The sequence below is a fragment of the Streptomyces mabaensis genome (genome assembly GCF_053763515.1).
The window spans coordinates 69,639-85,329 of record NZ_JBSOPZ010000009.1 but is presented as its reverse complement, the minus strand read 5'-3'; the positions used below and the strand labels follow the sequence as shown (position 1 = coordinate 85,329).

At 71.3% G+C, this 15,691-nt stretch carries 19 protein-coding genes; 12 read left to right on the top strand and 7 right to left on the bottom strand.

The window, feature by feature from the left end:
• Nucleotides 1-3 precede the first annotated feature (3 nt).
• Complete coding sequence (locus tag ACWV17_RS10190) at nucleotides 4-387, bottom strand: MerR family transcriptional regulator (protein WP_455359373.1); 384 nt, start codon at nucleotides 385-387, stop codon at nucleotides 4-6.
• Between the two features lie 106 nt (nucleotides 388-493).
• Here ACWV17_RS10190 and ACWV17_RS10185 point away from each other — a divergent pair, with 106 nt between their 5' ends.
• Nucleotides 494-1,312: a serine hydrolase domain-containing protein gene (locus ACWV17_RS10185; RefSeq protein ID WP_455359372.1), complete on the top strand. Its 819-nt coding sequence runs from the start codon at nucleotides 494-496 to the stop codon at nucleotides 1,310-1,312.
• Here ACWV17_RS10185 and ACWV17_RS10180 read toward each other — a convergent pair.
• Nucleotides 1,304-1,972, bottom strand: a complete 669-nt coding sequence (locus tag ACWV17_RS10180; RefSeq protein WP_455359371.1) for a pirin family protein — start codon at nucleotides 1,970-1,972, stop codon at nucleotides 1,304-1,306. The genes ACWV17_RS10185 and ACWV17_RS10180 overlap by 9 nt on opposite strands.
• Before the next feature lie 59 nt (nucleotides 1,973-2,031).
• On the opposite strand from ACWV17_RS10180, the gene ACWV17_RS10175 reads away from it, so the two are divergent.
• The 5 genes from ACWV17_RS10175 to fabF all read left to right on the top strand — a co-directional run bounded on the left by ACWV17_RS10175 (nucleotide 2,032) and on the right by fabF (nucleotide 6,935).
• Nucleotides 2,032-3,234 carry a PucR family transcriptional regulator gene (locus ACWV17_RS10175; protein WP_455356263.1) on the top strand — a complete coding sequence of 401 codons (1,203 nt, stop codon included), beginning with the start codon at nucleotides 2,032-2,034 and terminating at the stop codon, nucleotides 3,232-3,234.
• A gap of 89 nt (nucleotides 3,235-3,323) precedes the next feature.
• Nucleotides 3,324-4,259 (top strand): ACP S-malonyltransferase, encoded by a 936-nt coding sequence (locus ACWV17_RS10170; protein ID WP_455356262.1) that lies wholly within the window; start codon nucleotides 3,324-3,326, stop codon nucleotides 4,257-4,259.
• Between the two features lie 14 nt (nucleotides 4,260-4,273).
• The gene (locus ACWV17_RS10165) at nucleotides 4,274-5,275 is read left to right on the top strand and encodes a beta-ketoacyl-ACP synthase 3 (RefSeq protein WP_455356261.1); all 1,002 of its coding nucleotides are present in this window, start codon (nucleotides 4,274-4,276) and stop codon (nucleotides 5,273-5,275) included.
• Between the two features lie 60 nt (nucleotides 5,276-5,335).
• Nucleotides 5,336-5,593 (top strand): acyl carrier protein, encoded by a 258-nt coding sequence (locus tag ACWV17_RS10160; RefSeq protein ID WP_455356260.1) that lies wholly within the window; start codon nucleotides 5,336-5,338, stop codon nucleotides 5,591-5,593.
• Between the two features lie 79 nt (nucleotides 5,594-5,672).
• On the top strand, nucleotides 5,673-6,935 hold the full coding sequence (gene fabF / locus ACWV17_RS10155; RefSeq protein ID WP_455356259.1) for a beta-ketoacyl-ACP synthase II: 1,263 nt from the start codon (nucleotides 5,673-5,675) through the stop codon (nucleotides 6,933-6,935).
• Between the two features lie 82 nt (nucleotides 6,936-7,017).
• On the opposite strand, the gene ACWV17_RS10150 is transcribed toward fabF, so the two are convergent.
• Nucleotides 7,018-7,512: a DUF3145 domain-containing protein gene (locus ACWV17_RS10150; RefSeq protein WP_455356258.1), complete on the bottom strand. Its 495-nt coding sequence runs from the start codon at nucleotides 7,510-7,512 to the stop codon at nucleotides 7,018-7,020.
• 280 nt (nucleotides 7,513-7,792) lie between these two features.
• Here ACWV17_RS10150 and ACWV17_RS10145 point away from each other — a divergent pair, with 280 nt between their 5' ends.
• From ACWV17_RS10145 to ACWV17_RS10130, 4 genes are all read left to right on the top strand, one after another.
• Nucleotides 7,793-8,713 (top strand): SGNH/GDSL hydrolase family protein, encoded by a 921-nt coding sequence (locus tag ACWV17_RS10145; protein ID WP_455359370.1) that lies wholly within the window; start codon nucleotides 7,793-7,795, stop codon nucleotides 8,711-8,713.
• A gap of 288 nt (nucleotides 8,714-9,001) precedes the next feature.
• The gene (locus tag ACWV17_RS10140) at nucleotides 9,002-10,246 is read left to right on the top strand and encodes a pyroglutamyl-peptidase I family protein (RefSeq protein ID WP_455359369.1); all 1,245 of its coding nucleotides are present in this window, start codon (nucleotides 9,002-9,004) and stop codon (nucleotides 10,244-10,246) included.
• A gap of 77 nt (nucleotides 10,247-10,323) precedes the next feature.
• Nucleotides 10,324-10,584 (top strand): hypothetical protein, encoded by a 261-nt coding sequence (locus ACWV17_RS10135; protein WP_455359368.1) that lies wholly within the window; start codon nucleotides 10,324-10,326, stop codon nucleotides 10,582-10,584.
• On the top strand, nucleotides 10,581-10,985 hold the full coding sequence (locus ACWV17_RS10130) for a DNA-binding protein (RefSeq protein ID WP_455356254.1): 405 nt from the start codon (nucleotides 10,581-10,583) through the stop codon (nucleotides 10,983-10,985). The genes ACWV17_RS10135 and ACWV17_RS10130 overlap by 4 nt, the downstream gene beginning before the upstream one ends.
• On the opposite strand, the gene ACWV17_RS10125 is transcribed toward ACWV17_RS10130, so the two are convergent.
• The 3 genes from ACWV17_RS10125 to ACWV17_RS10115 all read right to left on the bottom strand — a co-directional run bounded on the left by ACWV17_RS10125 (nucleotide 10,975) and on the right by ACWV17_RS10115 (nucleotide 13,598).
• Complete coding sequence (locus ACWV17_RS10125) at nucleotides 10,975-11,796, bottom strand: EI24 domain-containing protein (protein ID WP_455359367.1); 822 nt, start codon at nucleotides 11,794-11,796, stop codon at nucleotides 10,975-10,977. The two genes, ACWV17_RS10130 and ACWV17_RS10125, sit on opposite strands and share 11 nt — an antisense overlap.
• A gap of 290 nt (nucleotides 11,797-12,086) precedes the next feature.
• Nucleotides 12,087-12,515: an organic hydroperoxide resistance protein gene (locus tag ACWV17_RS10120; RefSeq protein WP_455356252.1), complete on the bottom strand. Its 429-nt coding sequence runs from the start codon at nucleotides 12,513-12,515 to the stop codon at nucleotides 12,087-12,089.
• Between the two features lie 63 nt (nucleotides 12,516-12,578).
• Complete coding sequence (locus tag ACWV17_RS10115) at nucleotides 12,579-13,598, bottom strand: NADP-dependent oxidoreductase (RefSeq protein WP_455359366.1); 1,020 nt, start codon at nucleotides 13,596-13,598, stop codon at nucleotides 12,579-12,581.
• A 110-nt stretch (nucleotides 13,599-13,708) separates the two neighbouring features.
• Between ACWV17_RS10115 and ACWV17_RS10110 the strand changes: the two genes are divergently transcribed.
• A complete protein-coding gene (locus tag ACWV17_RS10110) occupies nucleotides 13,709-14,128 on the top strand; it encodes a MarR family winged helix-turn-helix transcriptional regulator (protein WP_455359365.1) in 420 nt (139 codons plus the stop codon).
• A 38-nt stretch (nucleotides 14,129-14,166) separates the two neighbouring features.
• On the opposite strand, the gene ACWV17_RS10105 is transcribed toward ACWV17_RS10110, so the two are convergent.
• Nucleotides 14,167-14,898, bottom strand: a complete 732-nt coding sequence (locus tag ACWV17_RS10105) for an SCO2400 family protein (RefSeq protein ID WP_455359364.1) — start codon at nucleotides 14,896-14,898, stop codon at nucleotides 14,167-14,169.
• 103 nt (nucleotides 14,899-15,001) lie between these two features.
• Here ACWV17_RS10105 and ACWV17_RS10100 point away from each other — a divergent pair, with 103 nt between their 5' ends.
• A complete protein-coding gene (locus ACWV17_RS10100; RefSeq protein WP_455359363.1) occupies nucleotides 15,002-15,586 on the top strand; it encodes a hypothetical protein in 585 nt (194 codons plus the stop codon).
• The last annotated feature ends 105 nt before the right edge of the window (nucleotides 15,587-15,691 follow it).

Below are 15,691 nucleotides of genomic sequence, written 5' to 3'. Positions count from 1 at the left end.
GACTCATGCCCTCTCCGACGCCGGGCGGGCGTCAGCATAGGTATTGATCTTGTAGTCCAGTACGGCGAGCGTGTCGTTCAACTCCGCGATCCGCGCCCGCACATCGCGCCGGGTCTGCTCCAGCAGCTCCCGCCGCGCGGCGACGGTGTGCTCGCCCTCGCGGACGAGTTCGGCGTAACGGACCATGTCCGCCACCGGCATGCCGGTCAGCCGGAGCTTGCCGACGAAGGCGAGCCAGTCCAGGTCGCGGCTGGTGAAGCGGCGCTGGCCGGTGTGCGACCGGTCCACGTGCGGCATCAGACCGATGCGCTCGTACCAGCGCAGGGTGTGCGCCGTCAGCCCGGTGAGGGCGGCGACCTCGCTGATGCTGTAGCCCGTCGCGGTCATGTCCACCACGCTATGACCTTCGAGTGCACTCGAAGCAAGCGAACCTCGCTCGGCTTCGCCCGCACCCCCGGTCCGGCGATCCGGCTGACCCTTTAGTCTCGTACGCATGGACAGCCTGCGGATGATCGAGAACTGGCCGGTACCCACCGCGGCCGCCGCCGTCGTACGCGCCGACGGGACCGTCGCCGGGGCGCACGGGCCCACCTCGCAGCGGTTCCCGCTGGCCTCGGTCACCAAGCCGCTCGCCGCCTACGCGGCGCTCGTCGCGTACGAAGAGGGCGCGATCGAGTTCGGTGAGCCGGCCGGACCCGACGGCTCCACCGTGCGCCACCTGCTCGCCCACACCTCCGGCCTCGCCTTCGACGAGCACCGCGTGATGGGGCCCCCCGGCGAGCGCCGGCTCTACTCCAACGCCGGCTTCGAGGTCCTCGGCGACCACATCGCCAAGGCCACGGACATCCCGTTCACCGAGTACCTCCACCAGGCGGTCCTGGAGCCGCTCGGGATGACCGCCACCACCCTCGACGGCTCCCCCGCCAAGGACGCCGTCTCCTGCGTCGACGACCTGGTGCGGTTCGCCGCGGAACTCCAGGCCCCGCGCCTGCTCGACCCCCGTACGGTCGCCGAGGCCACCTCGGTCGTCCACCCGGGCCTCAAGGGCGTACTGCCCGGCTACGGCCACCAGTCCCCGAACGACTGGGGCCTCGGCTTCGAGATCCGCGCCGCCAAGTCCCCGCACTGGACGGGCGGTTCGTCCTCCCCGCGGACCTTCGGGCACTTCGGCCAGTCCGGTACGTTCCTGTGGGTCGACCCGGACGCCCGCGCGGCGTGCGTCGCGCTCGCGGACCGGGCGTTCGGCCCCTGGGCGATCGAGGCGTGGCCGGCCTTCACCGACGCGGTCCTCGCGGAACTGCGCTCAGCCTGACAGCTCCCAGAGCAGCACCTCGGCCGGTTCCGCGGCCAGCACCTCCAGGTCCTCCGCTGCCGTGATCCGCGCCGAGTCGCCGTCGGCCAGCAGCTCGCCGCCGAGCCGGACCCGTCCCCGCACCACATGCGCGTACACCCGTGGCGCGTCGGGCACCGCCGTGCGTTCGCCCGCCGCGAGCCGCCGGACGTGCAGCACGGCGTCCGCGGCCGGGACGGCATACGGCGTGCTGTCCGCGATGCCGTGGACGACGTCGTACGCGGGATCGCCCCCCGCCTCCAGCGGGGCCAGCCACATCTGGACGAAGCGCAGCGGAACCGGCCCGTCGTTGCGCTCCTCGTGCCGCACACCGGACGCCGAGCTGAGCCGCTGCACATCCCCGGCGCGGACCACGGTGGCGTGCCCGGCCGAGTCGCGGTGCGTGAGCTCGCCCTCCGCGACCCAGGTGATGATCTCGGTATGGCTGTGCGGATGCTCCTCGAAGCCGGCGCCCGGTTCGAGACGCTCCTCGTTGCAGGCGAGTACGGCGCCGAAGCGGAGGTTGTCGGGATCGTAGAAGTGGCCGAAGGAGAAGGCGTGCCGGGAGGAGATCCCCGCCGCCTTGTCCCCGCCCTCGTACCGCTCGCCACTGCGTCGTACATCCAGCCGCACATCCGTCATGGAGGTCACGGTAGACCCGGGACTCCGCGCAGCCCTTCCGATAAGGCAGTCTTGTCCACGTGCCCCAACCCGATCCTGAGCAGCATCACGCAGCGCCCGTGGCCCATCCGCATACCGCGACCCTCCGCCGGCTCGAGAAGTCGTCCGGCCGGCTCGCCGCGAACGCGATCGCCCGCATGGACGAGACGCTGCCCTGGTACCGGGCGATGCCTCCGGAGAACCGTTCCTGGATCGGCCTGGTCGCCCAAGCCGGTATCGCCGCCTTCACCGAGTGGTTCCGGCACCCCGAGACTCCCCAGGCGATCTCCACCGACGTCTTCGGTACGGCTCCGCGCGAGCTGACCCGCGCGATCACCCTGCGCCAGACCGTCGAGATGGTGCGGACCACGATCGAGGTGATGGAGTCCGCGATCGAGGAGGTCGCGGCGCCGGGCGACGAGTCGGTCCTGCGCGAGGCGCTGCTCGTGTACGCCCGGGAGATCGCCTTCGCGACCGCCCAGGTGTACGCACAGGCCGCCGAGGCGCGGGGCGCCTGGGACGCCCGTCTGGAGTCCCTGGTCGTCAACGCGGTGCTGTCCGGCGAGGCCGACGAAGGGGCCCTGTCCCGCGCGGCGGCGCTCGGCTGGAACTCCCCCGAGCATGTCGCGGTGGTCCTCGGCACCGCCCCCGACGGGGACAGCGAACTGACCGTCGAGGCCATCCGCCGGGCTGCCCGGCACGCGAAACTCCAGGTGCTGACCGGGGTGCTGGGCGACCGGCTGGTCGTCGTCGCCGGCGGCAGCGACAACCCGCTCCAGGTCGCGAAGGCTCTGATCGGTCCGTTCGCCGCGGGCCCGGTGGTGGCCGGCCCCGTCGTACCGGACCTGCTGGCGGCCACGAAGTCCGCGCAGGCCGCGGCGGCCGGGCTCAAGGCGTGTTCCGCCTGGCAGGACGCTCCGCGCCCGGTTCTCGCGGACGATCTGCTGCCGGAGCGCGCGATCGCCTCCGACCCTGCTGCGCGTGAGCAGTTGGTGGAGGAGATCTACAGACCGCTCGAGGAGGCGGGCTCGGCGCTGCTGGAGACGCTGAGTGTCTATCTGGAGCAGGCGAGCAGCCTGGAAGGCGCCGCCCGGATGCTCTTCGTTCACCCCAATACCGTGCGCTACCGGCTCCGACGTGTGACAGACGTCACCGGTTGGTCACCCTCCGATGTACGATCCGCCTTCACCCTGCGGATCGCCCTGATCCTGGGGCGTCTGGCCGACGGAGATCCGCAGCCCTAGAATTTTGTCGGACACCAACAATTCCCCCGACGGTTCTTCGTCCCTGTCCCCACGGGCGCCGCGGACCGTCCACAAGAGAGAGTGTGAGGGTGCTCGTACTCGTCGCTCCCGGCCAAGGCGCCCAGACGCCCGGCTTCCTGACTCCCTGGCTCGAACTCCCCGGCGCCGCCGACCGCCTCGCCGGCTGGTCCGACGCCATCGGGCTCGACCTTGCCCACTACGGCACACAGGCCGACGCGGACCAGATCCGCGACACGTCGGTGGCCCAGCCTCTGCTGGTCGCCGCGGCCCTGCTCTCCACCGAGGCGCTGCAGACCGCCGTCGACCGTGAGGGTGAGCTGTTCGACGTCGTCGCCGGCCACAGCGTCGGCGAGATCACCGCCGCCGCCTACGCCGGTGTCCTCACCGAGGAGGCCGCGCTGCAGTTCGTTCGTACCCGCGGACTCGGCATGGCCGAGGCGGCTGCCGTCACGAAGACGGGCATGTCCGCCCTGCTCGGCGGCGAGCCCGAGGTCGTCGTCCCGCACCTGGAGAAGCTCGGCCTCACCCCGGCCAACGTGAACGGCGCCGGCCAGATCGTGGCGGCCGGCACGGCGGAGCAGCTCGCGGCGCTGGCCGAGAACAAGCCCGAGGGCGTGCGCCGCGTCGTACCCCTGCAGGTGGCCGGTGCGTTCCACACCGAGCACATGGCTCCGGCGGTCGCGGAGCTCGGCAAGGCCGCGCAGCACCTGGACGTCGACGACCCGATGCTGACGTACGTCTCGAACGCCGACGGCAAGATCGTGGAGACGGGCGCCGAGGTCGTCGCCCGCCTGGTCAGCCAGGTCTCCAACCCGGTCCGCTGGGACCTGTGCATGGAGACCTTCAAGGAGCTCGGGGTCACCGCGCTGATCGAGGCCTGCCCCGGCGGCACGCTGACCGGTCTGGCCAAGCGCGCCCTGCCCGGGGTCAAGACGGTCGCGCTCAAGACCCCCGACGACCTCGACGCGGCTCGCGCGCTCATCGCCGAGCACTCCGCCGCCTAAGGAGCCCCGAGAGCATGTCGAAGATCAAGCCCAGCAAGGGCGCTCCGTACGCGCGGATCATGGGTGTCGGCGGGTACCGGCCGACGCGCGTGGTGCCCAACGAGGTGATCCTCGAAACGATCGACTCCTCCGACGAGTGGATCCGCTCCCGCTCCGGCATCGCCACCCGGCACTGGGCCTCCCCCGAGGAGACCGTCGCCGCGATGTCCGTCGAGGCTTCCGGCAAGGCGATCGCCGACTCGGGCATCACGCCCGAGCAGGTCGACGCGGTGATCGTCTCCACCGTCTCGCACTTCAAGCAGACTCCGGCCGTCGCGACCGAGATCGCGGACAAGATCGGTGCGGGCAAGCCCGCCGCGTTCGACATCTCCGCGGGCTGCGCCGGCTTCGGTTACGGCCTGACGCTCGCCAAGGGCATGGTGGTCGAGGGCTCGGCGCAGTACGTCCTGGTCATCGGCGTGGAGCGGCTCTCCGACCTGACCGACCTGGAGGACCGCGCGACGGCCTTCCTGTTCGGTGACGGCGCGGGCGCGGTCGTCGTCGGCCCCTCCGAGGAGCCGCACATCGGCCCCACCGTCTGGGGCTCCGAGGGCGACAAGTCCGAGACCATCAAGCAGACCGTGGGGTGGGACAGCTACCGCGACGGCACGGTCGCGAAGTTCCCGGCCATCACGCAGGAGGGCCAGGCGGTCTTCCGCTGGGCCGTGTTCGAGATGGCGAAGGTCGCCCAGCAGGCGCTGGACGCGGCCGGGATCACCTCGGACGACCTGGACGTCTTCATTCCGCACCAGGCAAACATGCGGATCATCGACTCGATGGTGAAGACTCTGAAGCTGCCGGAGCACGTCACGGTCGCCCGTGACGTGGAGACCACCGGCAACACCTCGGCCGCCTCGATTCCGCTCGCGATGGAGCGGCTTCTGGCGACCGGGCAGGCGAAGAGCGGCGACACCGCGCTCGTCATCGGCTTCGGGGCGGGTCTCGTCTACGCCGCGACGGTGGTTACCCTCCCCTAGGCACACCGGATCTTCCGGACGTTGCACACCCTCTCTGCTACATATCGAAGGAGCGCCCACATGGCCGCCACTCAGGAAGAGATCGTCGCCGGTCTCGCCGAGATCGTGAACGAGATCGCCGGTATCCCGGTCGAGGACGTCCAGCTGGACAAGTCCTTCACCGACGACCTGGACGTCGACTCGCTGTCCATGGTCGAGGTCGTCGTCGCCGCCGAAGAGCGCTTCGACGTCAAGATCCCGGACGACGACGTCAAGAACCTGAAGACCGTCGGCGACGCCGCGAGCTACATCGAGAAGCACCAGGCCGGCAAGGCCTAAAGCCTGACGAGCGTTTGTCGCCACCCGGCGGTGGCGCCGTGACAATTCAGCACCCTCTACACGTGGAGAAAGAATTCCTGTGAGCTCGACCAATCGCACCGTGGTCGTCACCGGTATCGGCGCAACCACACCACTGGGTGGCGACAGCGCTTCGACCTGGGAAGGTCTGCTGGCCGGGCGCTCCGGCGTAAAGCCCCTCGAGGGCGAGCGCTTCGCCGACCTCCCGGTCCGGATCGCCGCGCCCGCGGCGGTCGACCCGAGTGACGTCCTCCCCCGTCCGCTGGCCCGCCGGCTGGACCGCTCGGCGCAGTTCGCGCTGATCGCGGCCCGCGAGGCGTGGGCCGACGCGGGCTTCACCGCCCCGGCGGGTGCGGACGAGTCCGTCGCCCCGGAGCGGCTGGGCTCCGTCATCGCCTCCGGCATCGGTGGCGTAACGACTCTGCTGGACCAGTACGACGTGCTCAAGGAGAAGGGCGTACGCCGCGTCTCCCCGCACACCGTGCCCATGCTCATGCCGAACGGCCCGTCCGCGAACGTCGGCCTGGAGGTCAACGCCCAGGCGGGCGTGCACACTCCGGTCAGCGCCTGCGCGTCCGGCGCCGAAGCCATCGGCTACGCCGTCGAGATGATCCGCACCGGCCGGGCCGATGTCGTGGTCGCCGGCGGTACCGAGGCGGCGATCCACCCGCTGCCGATCGCGGCCTTTGCCAACATGATGGCGATGTCCAAGAGCAACGACGAGCCGGAGAAGGCCTCGCGTCCGTACGACAAGGGCCGTGACGGCTTCGTCCTCGGTGAGGGCGCGGGTGTCGTGGTGCTGGAGTCCGCCGAGCACGCCGCCAAGCGCGGCGCCAAGGTGTACTGCGAGGTGCTGGGCCAGGGCCTGTCCGCGGACAGCCACCACATCGCGCAGCCCGAGCCGACCGGCCGCGGTGTCGCGGCGGCGGTGCAGAACCTGCTGGACAACACCGGCCTGAAGCCGTCCGAGGTGGTCCACCTCAACGCCCACGCGACGTCGACCCCGCAGGGCGACATCGCCGAGATCAAGGCGCTGCGCAAGGTCCTGGGCGACGACCTCGACCATGTCGCGATCTCCGCCACCAAGTCGATGACCGGCCACCTGCTGGGCGGCGCGGGCGGCATCGAGACCGTGGCCACGGTTCTCGCGCTGTACCACCGGACGGCCCCGCCGACCATCAACGTCGACGACCTGGACGAGGAGGTCGAGGCGGACGTGGTCCGCGGCGAGCCGCGGGAGCTTCCCGAGGGAACGATCGCCGCGATCAACAACTCGTTCGGCTTCGGCGGCCACAACGTGGTCCTGGCGTTCCGTTCGGTCTGATCCGGCCGTACGTGTGAAGGCCCGCCCGGTGCACCGGGCGGGCCTTCGCGTATGTCCCGCGTCCCGTACCTTCTCGTACGGTTCAGACGACCTGGTGGAGCCACCGGACCGGGGCGCCCTCGCCCGCGTAGCGGAACGGTTCCAGCTCGTCGTCCCAGGGCTTGCCCAGCAGCCTGGCGATCTCGGCCTCGAGGTCGGTCTCGCCGCGGGCCGAGCGGGCCAGGGCGGCGCGCAGCCGGTCCTCGGGGATCAGGATGTCGCCGTGGATACCGGTGACGGCGTGGAAGATGCCCAGCTCGGGCGTGGAGCTGTACCGCTCGCCCTCCGCCGTGGGACACGGCTCGGCGGTCACCTCGAAGCGCAGCAGATGCCAGCCGCGCAGTGCGGAGGCCAGCTTGGACGCGGTGCCGGACTCGGCCTGCCAGGAGAACTCGGCTCGCCAGGTGCCGGGCGAGGCCGGCTGTCTGATCCAGTCGAGATTCACCCGCACGCCGAGGACACCCGCTACCGCCCACTCGACGTGCGGGCACAGCGCACGCGGGGCGGAGTGTACGTACAGAACTCCACGTGTCGTCACGGGGACCTCCAGTGTGGGACGAGGTTCGCCTTCCCCAGCGGCCTCGATCCCTTACCGCTCCCGAGGTCACCAACAGTAAACAGCATCCGGAGTGAATCTCCTGAAAACGGACAGTATGTGACGTGTTGTAATTTACCGGAGCCGGGTGGCGTGGCTGCCACGGGGAAAAGCTACCGTGCGCCGGGGGCGGAGGTGTGACGTACCGTCGGTCCTGGGGGCGGTAAACACCAAGCTTTCACTCAGCAGGACGCCACCGAACCGGTAACGAGGGGGCCAGGGGATGCGGGAGAGTGTGCGCGGCGGCCGACGGCGCGCCGCCGTCGCGGGTGCGACGGCGACGGCGCTTGTGCTGGTCGGGGCACTTGCCGGATGCGACGGGGAGGACGACGGGGGCGAGAGCCGGCAGGGGTCTGCCGCGAGCGCGCGGCCCTCCCCGCGGCCGGTACCGCGCTGGGACCCGAGCCCGGGCTCGATCGCCGCTGTGGGTGACTCCATCACCCGGGGATTCGATGCGTGTTCGGTGCTCGCGGACTGCCCGGAGGCGTCCTGGGCCACCGGCACGGACGCGCAGGTGCGCTCGCTCGCCTCGCGGCTGCTGGGGGACTCGGCCGCCGCCACCCGGAGTTGGAACCACGCGCAGACCGGCGCCCGGATGGAGGATCTCGCCGCCCAGATGGGAATCGCGGTCGGGAACCGGCCGGAACTGGTCACGGTGATGGTCGGTGCGAACGACGCCTGCCGCGACTCGGTCGCCGCGATGACGCCGGTGGCCGATTTCCGCGCCGGCTTCGAGGCGGCGATGAGCACGCTGCGCAGCGAGCTGCCGAAGGCGCAGGTGTACGTGACGAGCGTGCCCGACCTGAAGCGGCTGTGGTCGCAGGGGCGCGGCAATCCGCTGGGCAAGCAGATATGGAAGCTCGGGCTCTGCCCGGCGATGCTGGGGGACGCGGACGCCACCGACGGCGTGGCGACCGCGCGGCGCGACGCGGTGCGGCAGCGGGTCATGGACTACAACCAGGTGCTCGGGGACGTGTGCCGGAAGGACCTGTACTGCCGGTACGACGGCGGAGCGGTCTTCTCCTACCGCTTCACGGGGGAGCAGTTGAGCCCGTGGGACTGGTTCCACCCCAGCAAGAACGGCCAGAGCAGGCTGGCGGAGCTGGCCTACCGCAACGTGACGGCGAACCAGCCGCCGGTGTAGGGCGTGTCCGGCGGATCAGGGCCGGAAAGGTCGCGGCGTCTGGTGCACTGCGCTTCGCTCCGTCTCCGCTCTTTTCCAGGCCCTTGGATGCGGAGCTGCATCGCAAGGCGCCGGAGTGCCCTAATAGCGGAGCTATTCGGGCATTTCGGCAACGCGGCGAGGTGCCGTGCCAGACGCCGCGACCCCGGCCAAGATCCGCCGGACACGCCCTGAGGCCCCTGGCCGGACAGGCCCTGGCGCGGCCGCCGCGGGGCCGGGATACTTCCGGCACCCTACGGAAGGACCCTCGTGTTCCGGATACCCGCCCGGCCGGCCGCAGTCGGCGTCGCGCTCCTCACCTCCGCCGCCCTCGCGTTCGGCGCCACGCCGCCCGGGGTAGCCGCGGAACCGGCTGCTCCGCCCACGGTCGAGGAGCAGCGGCTGGCCGGGGCCGTGCCGCGGGAGATCCTTCGGCGTGGCGGATTCGACGCCGTGGCACCGGACTTCGCGCGGGCGCTGGGTACGGCACGGTCGTACGAGGAGGCGGACCGTACCGTGGCGCGGCACGGTGCACGGCTGTGGCAGCGGGCGGTGGACCGGGCGCAGGGCCGGGGGCCGGCGCGCGGCGACCTGAGCCGGGACGACGACCGGCCGCTGTACTGGGCCCGGCTGGGCATGACGCAGGCGCTGCGGGAGTGGCAGCCGGGCTTCGGGGTGTCCGAGGAGGCGCACGCCCACCTACTGGGCCGGCTGGAGCGGACCTCACGCGGCCAGGACTCGATCCGCTATCCGCACGGCAAGGGCCTCAAGCGGATCCTGGTCACCGGTTTCGACCCGTTCACCCTGGACCGGGACATCCGCATCAGCAATCCCTCCGGTGCCACGGCGCTCGCGCTGGACGGCACGGTCGTCCGTACGGCCGACGGCCCCGCCCGTATCGAGACGGCCGTGTTCCCGGTGCGCTGGCAGGACTTCGCCGACGGTACGGTCGAACGGACCCTGCTCCCCCACCTCCCGGAGGTGGACCTGTTCACGACGGTCAGTCAGGGGCGCGTCGGCCGGATCGACATCGAGCGGTTCAACGGCGCCTGGCGCGGCGGCTTCCCTGACAACCAGAACCTCTCCCGCACCGAGACCGTCCCGGTCACCGACCCGGCCTCGCAGCCGCAGTGGACGACGACCACCCTTCCGTACGAGGCCATCGTCGCGGCGGACACCGGGCGCTTCCCGGTGTACGACAACACGTCGGTGACCGAGATCCCGGCGGGGGCGACCAGCCCCGTGGTCAGCCCCACCGGACCGACGGCCGGTTCCACGGCGCGCGCGGGCGGGGGCGGCGACTACCTCTCGAACGAGATCGCCTACCGGGCCACTCTGCTGCGGGACCGCCTCGGCCTCGACGCGCTGCCGGGCGGCCATGTGCACACTCCGGTGCTGCGGTTCGGTGCCGGGAACACCACGCAGATCACCGACCCCGAGTTCGTACGGAACCGGCTGGACATCATCGCCCAGGTGCGGGCGGTGGTGACGGTGGCGGCCGGGGCGGCCGGCTGACGGGGGCGATCACGGCCCCGCTGAGGCGGCTCTGGCTGCAGGAACGTTCATGCTACCGCTGGTGGTATGGTCCTCGTATGAGCAGCGTCACACGCAAGTACTCGATCAGCATCCCCGAGGACCTCGCCGAGACCGTCCGCGCCCAAGTAGGGCCCGGCGGCTTCTCCGCCTACGTCACCGAGGCGCTGCGCCACCGGCTGGCCATGGACCGGCTGACCGAGCTCGTCGAGGATCACGAGATCCGCAACGGCGAATTCACCGAGGATGAGATCGCCCGGGCGGACGCGCTGCTCGGCATCTCCTCGCAGCAGCTCGGCGAGGGGCGGTCGGCCGCGTGACCCAGCAGCGGATCGGCACGCTTGTTCTGGACTGCGAGGGATTGTCGAAGCTGGTCAACGACGGCCGGGAGGTCACCCTGCTGGTCCGGCGTGCGCGCGATCACGGCGCGCATGTCGTCACGAGCGCCGTCACCACGGTGGAGGCACGTCATCCGGGTGTCCACCAGACGCGCTTCGACTGGGTTCTCTCCCGCATCGACATCGAACCGGTCAGCGAGGAGATCGCCCGCGACGCGTCGAAAATGCTCGGCGCGGCCCGCCTGCACGGTCACAAGTACGCGCTCGACGCGATCCTTTGCGCGACCGCGGTGCGACAGCCGGGTCCTGTGGTCGTACTGACCTCGGACCCGGACGACATCGCCCAGCTGTGCGGCGACCGCGTGCGTACCGTCAAGATCTAGGGGGTGTCCGCGCGCCCTTGTCCAGGGTGAGGGGCGTGCCCGGGCCGGGGGCGCGCGCGCCGGGAGTGTCGGGGGTGTCGTTCACCAGGTCGCGGGCCATCAGCGTCGCGCCCGCCACCGCGCCCGGCATGAGGAACACCGCCACCAGCGGGACCAGGAACGCCAGCACCAGCGGAACGCCGAAGCCGAGGGCCAGCATGCGGCGTTCGCGCAGCATCGCGAGCCGGGCCTTCTGGTCGATGCGGCGGCGCTGCAAGGCCACGGCCGTCAGCTCGTGGGCGAGGAAGAAGCCGGAGACGCAGAAGCCGAGCACCGGGACCACGGTCTGGCCGACCACCGGGATAAAGCCGAGCACGAAGAGCGCGATGCCGAAGCCGACGACGCGCAGCAGGATCCGCAGGCTGTCCCGGGCGGAGATCCACAGCTCGCGCCACAGCGGAAGTCCGGACTCCGGGGCGGTGCCGCCCTCCGCGATGTCGACCTGCTCGGAGAGCGACTCGTAGAACGGCTGGCCGATCAGCAGGGTCACCGCGGTGAAGGTGATCACCGCCAGGAACAGGCCGAGCGCGAAGACCAGGGCGGTCAGGAAGCCGCGGAACAGGCCCTGCCAGGGCGAGGACCAGTCGTCGGCGAACGGGGTGGCCCAGGCGCTGAGGTCGTCGGCGCCGTAGCCGAGCCCGACCAGCGCGCCGATGTACAGCGCCAGGGCGACCAGCCCGGGCAGCAGGCCGAAGCCGAACCAGCGGCCGTGCCGGCCGACCCAGCGCTGGCCCTTCATCAGATAGCCGAAGCCCGTCCCGAGATCACGCATGCGCCCAGCCTATCCGGAGGCCGCGTACCCGCTCAGGGCCTGTCCGGCGGATCTTGGCCGGGGCCACGGTGGCCGGCGAGGCGTGAAGGCCCTCTTGTTGCCCAGCAGTTGAACCGTGCAAGACCCCGCGTACGGATCATTCCCTCCCCCGGAGGTACACGTGGGCATCCCCAGACCCGTCCGCCGGGCGGGCACTGCTGCACACCGGCGGCTGATGGCCGGACGACGCGACGGGGGCCGCACCCCGTGATCGGGATGCGGCCCCCGTACGTACGGTTCGGCGCTGTGCGTCAGACGACGGAGAGCTCGACCTTGATGTTGCCGCGGGTGGCGCTGGAGTACGGGCAGACCTGGTGGGCCTTCTCGACCAGGGCCTTCGCGGTGGCCTCGTCCACGTTCGGGATGCTGGCCGAGATCGCGACCTCCAGGCCGAAGCCGCCGGCCTCGGTCTTGCCGATGCCGACCTTCGCGGTCACGGTCGAGCCGGTGATGTCGGCCTTCTCCGCGCGGGCGACGACGCCCAGGGCGCCCTGGAAGCAGGCGCTGTAGCCGGCCGCGAAGAGCTGCTCCGGGTTCGTGCCGTTGCCGCTGCCGCCGAGCTCCTTGGGCGGGTTGACGATCACTTCGAGCTTGCCGTCGTCGCTGGCGACGCGGCCGTCACGGCCGTTCTCGGCGGTGGCGACGGCGGTGTACGCGACGGCTATGTTCTCGATGGACATGTAGCAGCTTCCTCCTGTGGTTCGCCGCGACTCGCGCCCACGATCGCGGCGGCTGGGTTGAGACTATCGGGTGAGAGAAACGATCATCTTGCCGGTGTTCTCGCCGCGGAGCATGCCGAGGAAGGCGTCCACGCCGTTCTCGATGCCCTCGACGACCGTCTCGGCGTGCTTGAGCTCGCCGGAGCGCAGCCAGCCGGAGACGTCCTGGACGAACCGGGGCTGCAGCGCGGCATGGTCACCGACGAGAACGCCCTGCAGTCGCAGCCGCTTTCCGATGACCAGCGCGAGGTTGCGCGGGCCGGGGGCGGGTTCGGTGTCGTTGTACTGGGCGATGGCGCCGCAGAGCGTGGCCCGGCCGTGCACGTTCAGCGAGCCGATGGCCGCTTCCAGGTGGTCGCCGCCGACGTTGTCGAAGTAGACGTCGATGCCGTCGGGGGCGGCCTCGCGCAGCTGGTCCGCTACGGGGCCCTGCTTGTAGTTGAAGGCGGCGTCGAAGCCGTACTCCTCGATCAGCAGCTTGACCTTCTCGTCGGAGCCGGCCGAGCCGATGACGCGCGAGGCGCCCCTCAGCCGGGCCATCTGGCCGACCTGACTGCCGACCGCGCCCGCGGCGCCGGAGACGAACACGGCGTCGCCCTCCTTGAAGGAGGCGACCTCGAAGAGGCCGGCATAGGCGGTCAGGCCCGGCATGCCGAGCACGCCGAGGTAGGCGGAGAGCGGGGCGAGCGAGGCGTCGACACTAGTCGCGTACTTGGCATCCATATCGGCGTACTCGCGCCACCCCAGGCCGTGCAGGACGTGGTCACCGACGGCGAACCCGTCCGCGTTCGAGGCGATGACCTCGCCGACCGCGCCGCCGTCCATCGGGCGGTCGAGCTTGAAGGGCGGAACGTACGACTTCACGTCGTTCATCCGGCCGCGCATGTACGGGTCCACGGACATGTGGAGGTTGCGGACCAGGATCCGGCCGGCGGCGGGCTCGGCGACCGGGGTCTCGCGCAGCGCGAAGTCGTCGGGAGACGGCCAGCCCTGGGGACGGGCGACGAGGTGCCATTCGCGGCTGGTGGTGGGGAGTGCGGACATGGGGGTGCGGCCTCCTTCGGGGGTACTTCACGCAGCTAATGGTTCGCAACGTGAAACAACCATGCGCCTAGATATTTCATGTTGTCAAGTAACTCGGTACGCTGGTCCCCATGGCCACTCGTACAGATCCCCTGACCCTCGAGGTCGTCGAGCTCATCGGCACCGTCGTGGCCCGCTACTACGAGGAGTACGACCACGCGGCGGGCAAGCACCAGCTCACCGGCGCCCAGGCCCGGGTGCTGGGACTGCTGTCCATCGAACCGATGCCCATGCGCCGCATCGCGCAGAAACTGAAGTGCGAGCCGTCGAACGTCACCGGCATCGTCGACCGGCTCGAAGCGCGCGGCCTGGTGGAGCGCCGCCCCGACCCCGCCGACCGCCGCATCAAGCTCGCGGCCCCCACCGCCGAGGGCAGAGAGACGGCGGCCCGGCTCAGGGACTCGCTGGACTTCGCGCGCGAGCCGCTGGCCGGGCTGTCGGTGGACGAGCGGACGGTACTGCGGGACCTGCTCAAGCGGATGCTGGCCTGAGCCGGGGGGCGGGGCGACCCGCCCTCAGCCGGTCCCGGTCAGGCGCACCACCACAGGAAGCGGACGCAGGTCTCACTCGGCTCCGGCTCCGGCTCGGGGTCGGCCTGAGGCGGTGGCGGAGCCGGCTTGGGCGTCTTCGGGTCCGAGGAGGGGCGGGGGCCGCCCCGCGACTCACTGGTGTCCGGCTCGGGGCCGGGATCCGGGTCCGGACCCGGGTCCGGTGCCTGGGACGACGGGACGGCGGACGGGCTCTCCAGGACCTCGGCGGACTCCGCGGGGCCCGGCCCCGCCGGCGCGGAAGCGCTCGCGTCGGCGCTGCCCGACGACCTGACCGTCGGTTCGTCGGTCACGTCCTCGACGGGCTCGGGTTCGTCGATCCCCGACGGCTCGATCACCGGCGGGTCCGGCAGCACGTCGTCCTCCTGTACGACGGTCGAGGCCCGGTCCTCGCCGGGCTCCTCCATCGCCAGCTCGGCAAGGCTCAGCGCGCCGGCCGCGAGGACCAGCCCCAGCGAGCCGAGCATCACCTTGCGGTTCCGCCGGCGGCGCGAGCGCGCGGCCGCCCGCCCGGGGTTCCGCCGCGTCCGCGTCGCGGCGGGCCGCGGGGAGGCACGGTGGTGGCCCGCCGGCTCGACGACTCCCAGATCGAAGTCGTGGTGAACCGCGGGCTCTACGGCATCGGTTCGCCGGAGTTCCTCAGCGGGGGTTCCGCACCCGGCACAGGCGAGGGCGCCGTTGAGGTGCCTCCGGCACGCGTGGCAGTAATCCATGGCGCCCGCAGGCTATGCGGCCCGCAGACACGAGCGGGAGCCGAGACTGTGAGGGTTCTGTGTGGAACCTCGGGTTCCCCGGCCTGTCCGCAAGCCGGGCAGGATGGACTCCATGACACTTTTCGGTCCGCGTGAATTCCAGCTCGTGCTGCTCCGCCGGATGGCGGATCACCAGCCCGGACTGGTCGAACAGGCGCGGCTCGACCTCGGTGCCTCCCTGACCGAGATGCGCGAGGCCAACCGCCGCTGGCAGGCCATGGTCCGCTCGCCCCGGGGACGCGGCGCGGCCCGGCGCTACCGCTCGGTGCTCGGTGCGCCCGAGTCCTCCGTACAGCGGAAAATCGGCGATCTGGAGTGTGAGGCGCTGCTGTGGCCGGTGCCGCTCTGGCCGGATCTGCGCTTTGAGGTACTGACCGCCCCGACCGGCGCCGTGTGGAACGAGTGGCTGGTCCGCGCTCCGGGCGCCGCCGGGTCCGTGCCCCGTACGGTGGCGGATCTGCGGCCCTGGTCGTGCACGGTCGACGAGGTGGCGCGGGCCTTCGCCCCGGTCCGCCCGATGGAGGGCACCGCCCCCACCCGCTGGCGGCTCGCCTTCGCCGCACCCGACGACGCGGGTGAACGGCACGAGATGGTGGCCGAGTTCACGTGGGGCCTGTTGCAGCGCACCCACCGGGTGTCGGCCCACTGACCCAAGTCCCGGGCCGCGCGGGCCGATCGGGCTCTCGTAGCCCGTGCGCGGACCCTGCCCGGGGACCGGCCCCGCTCAGGACCACCCTTGTGCAGCACCCCCGAC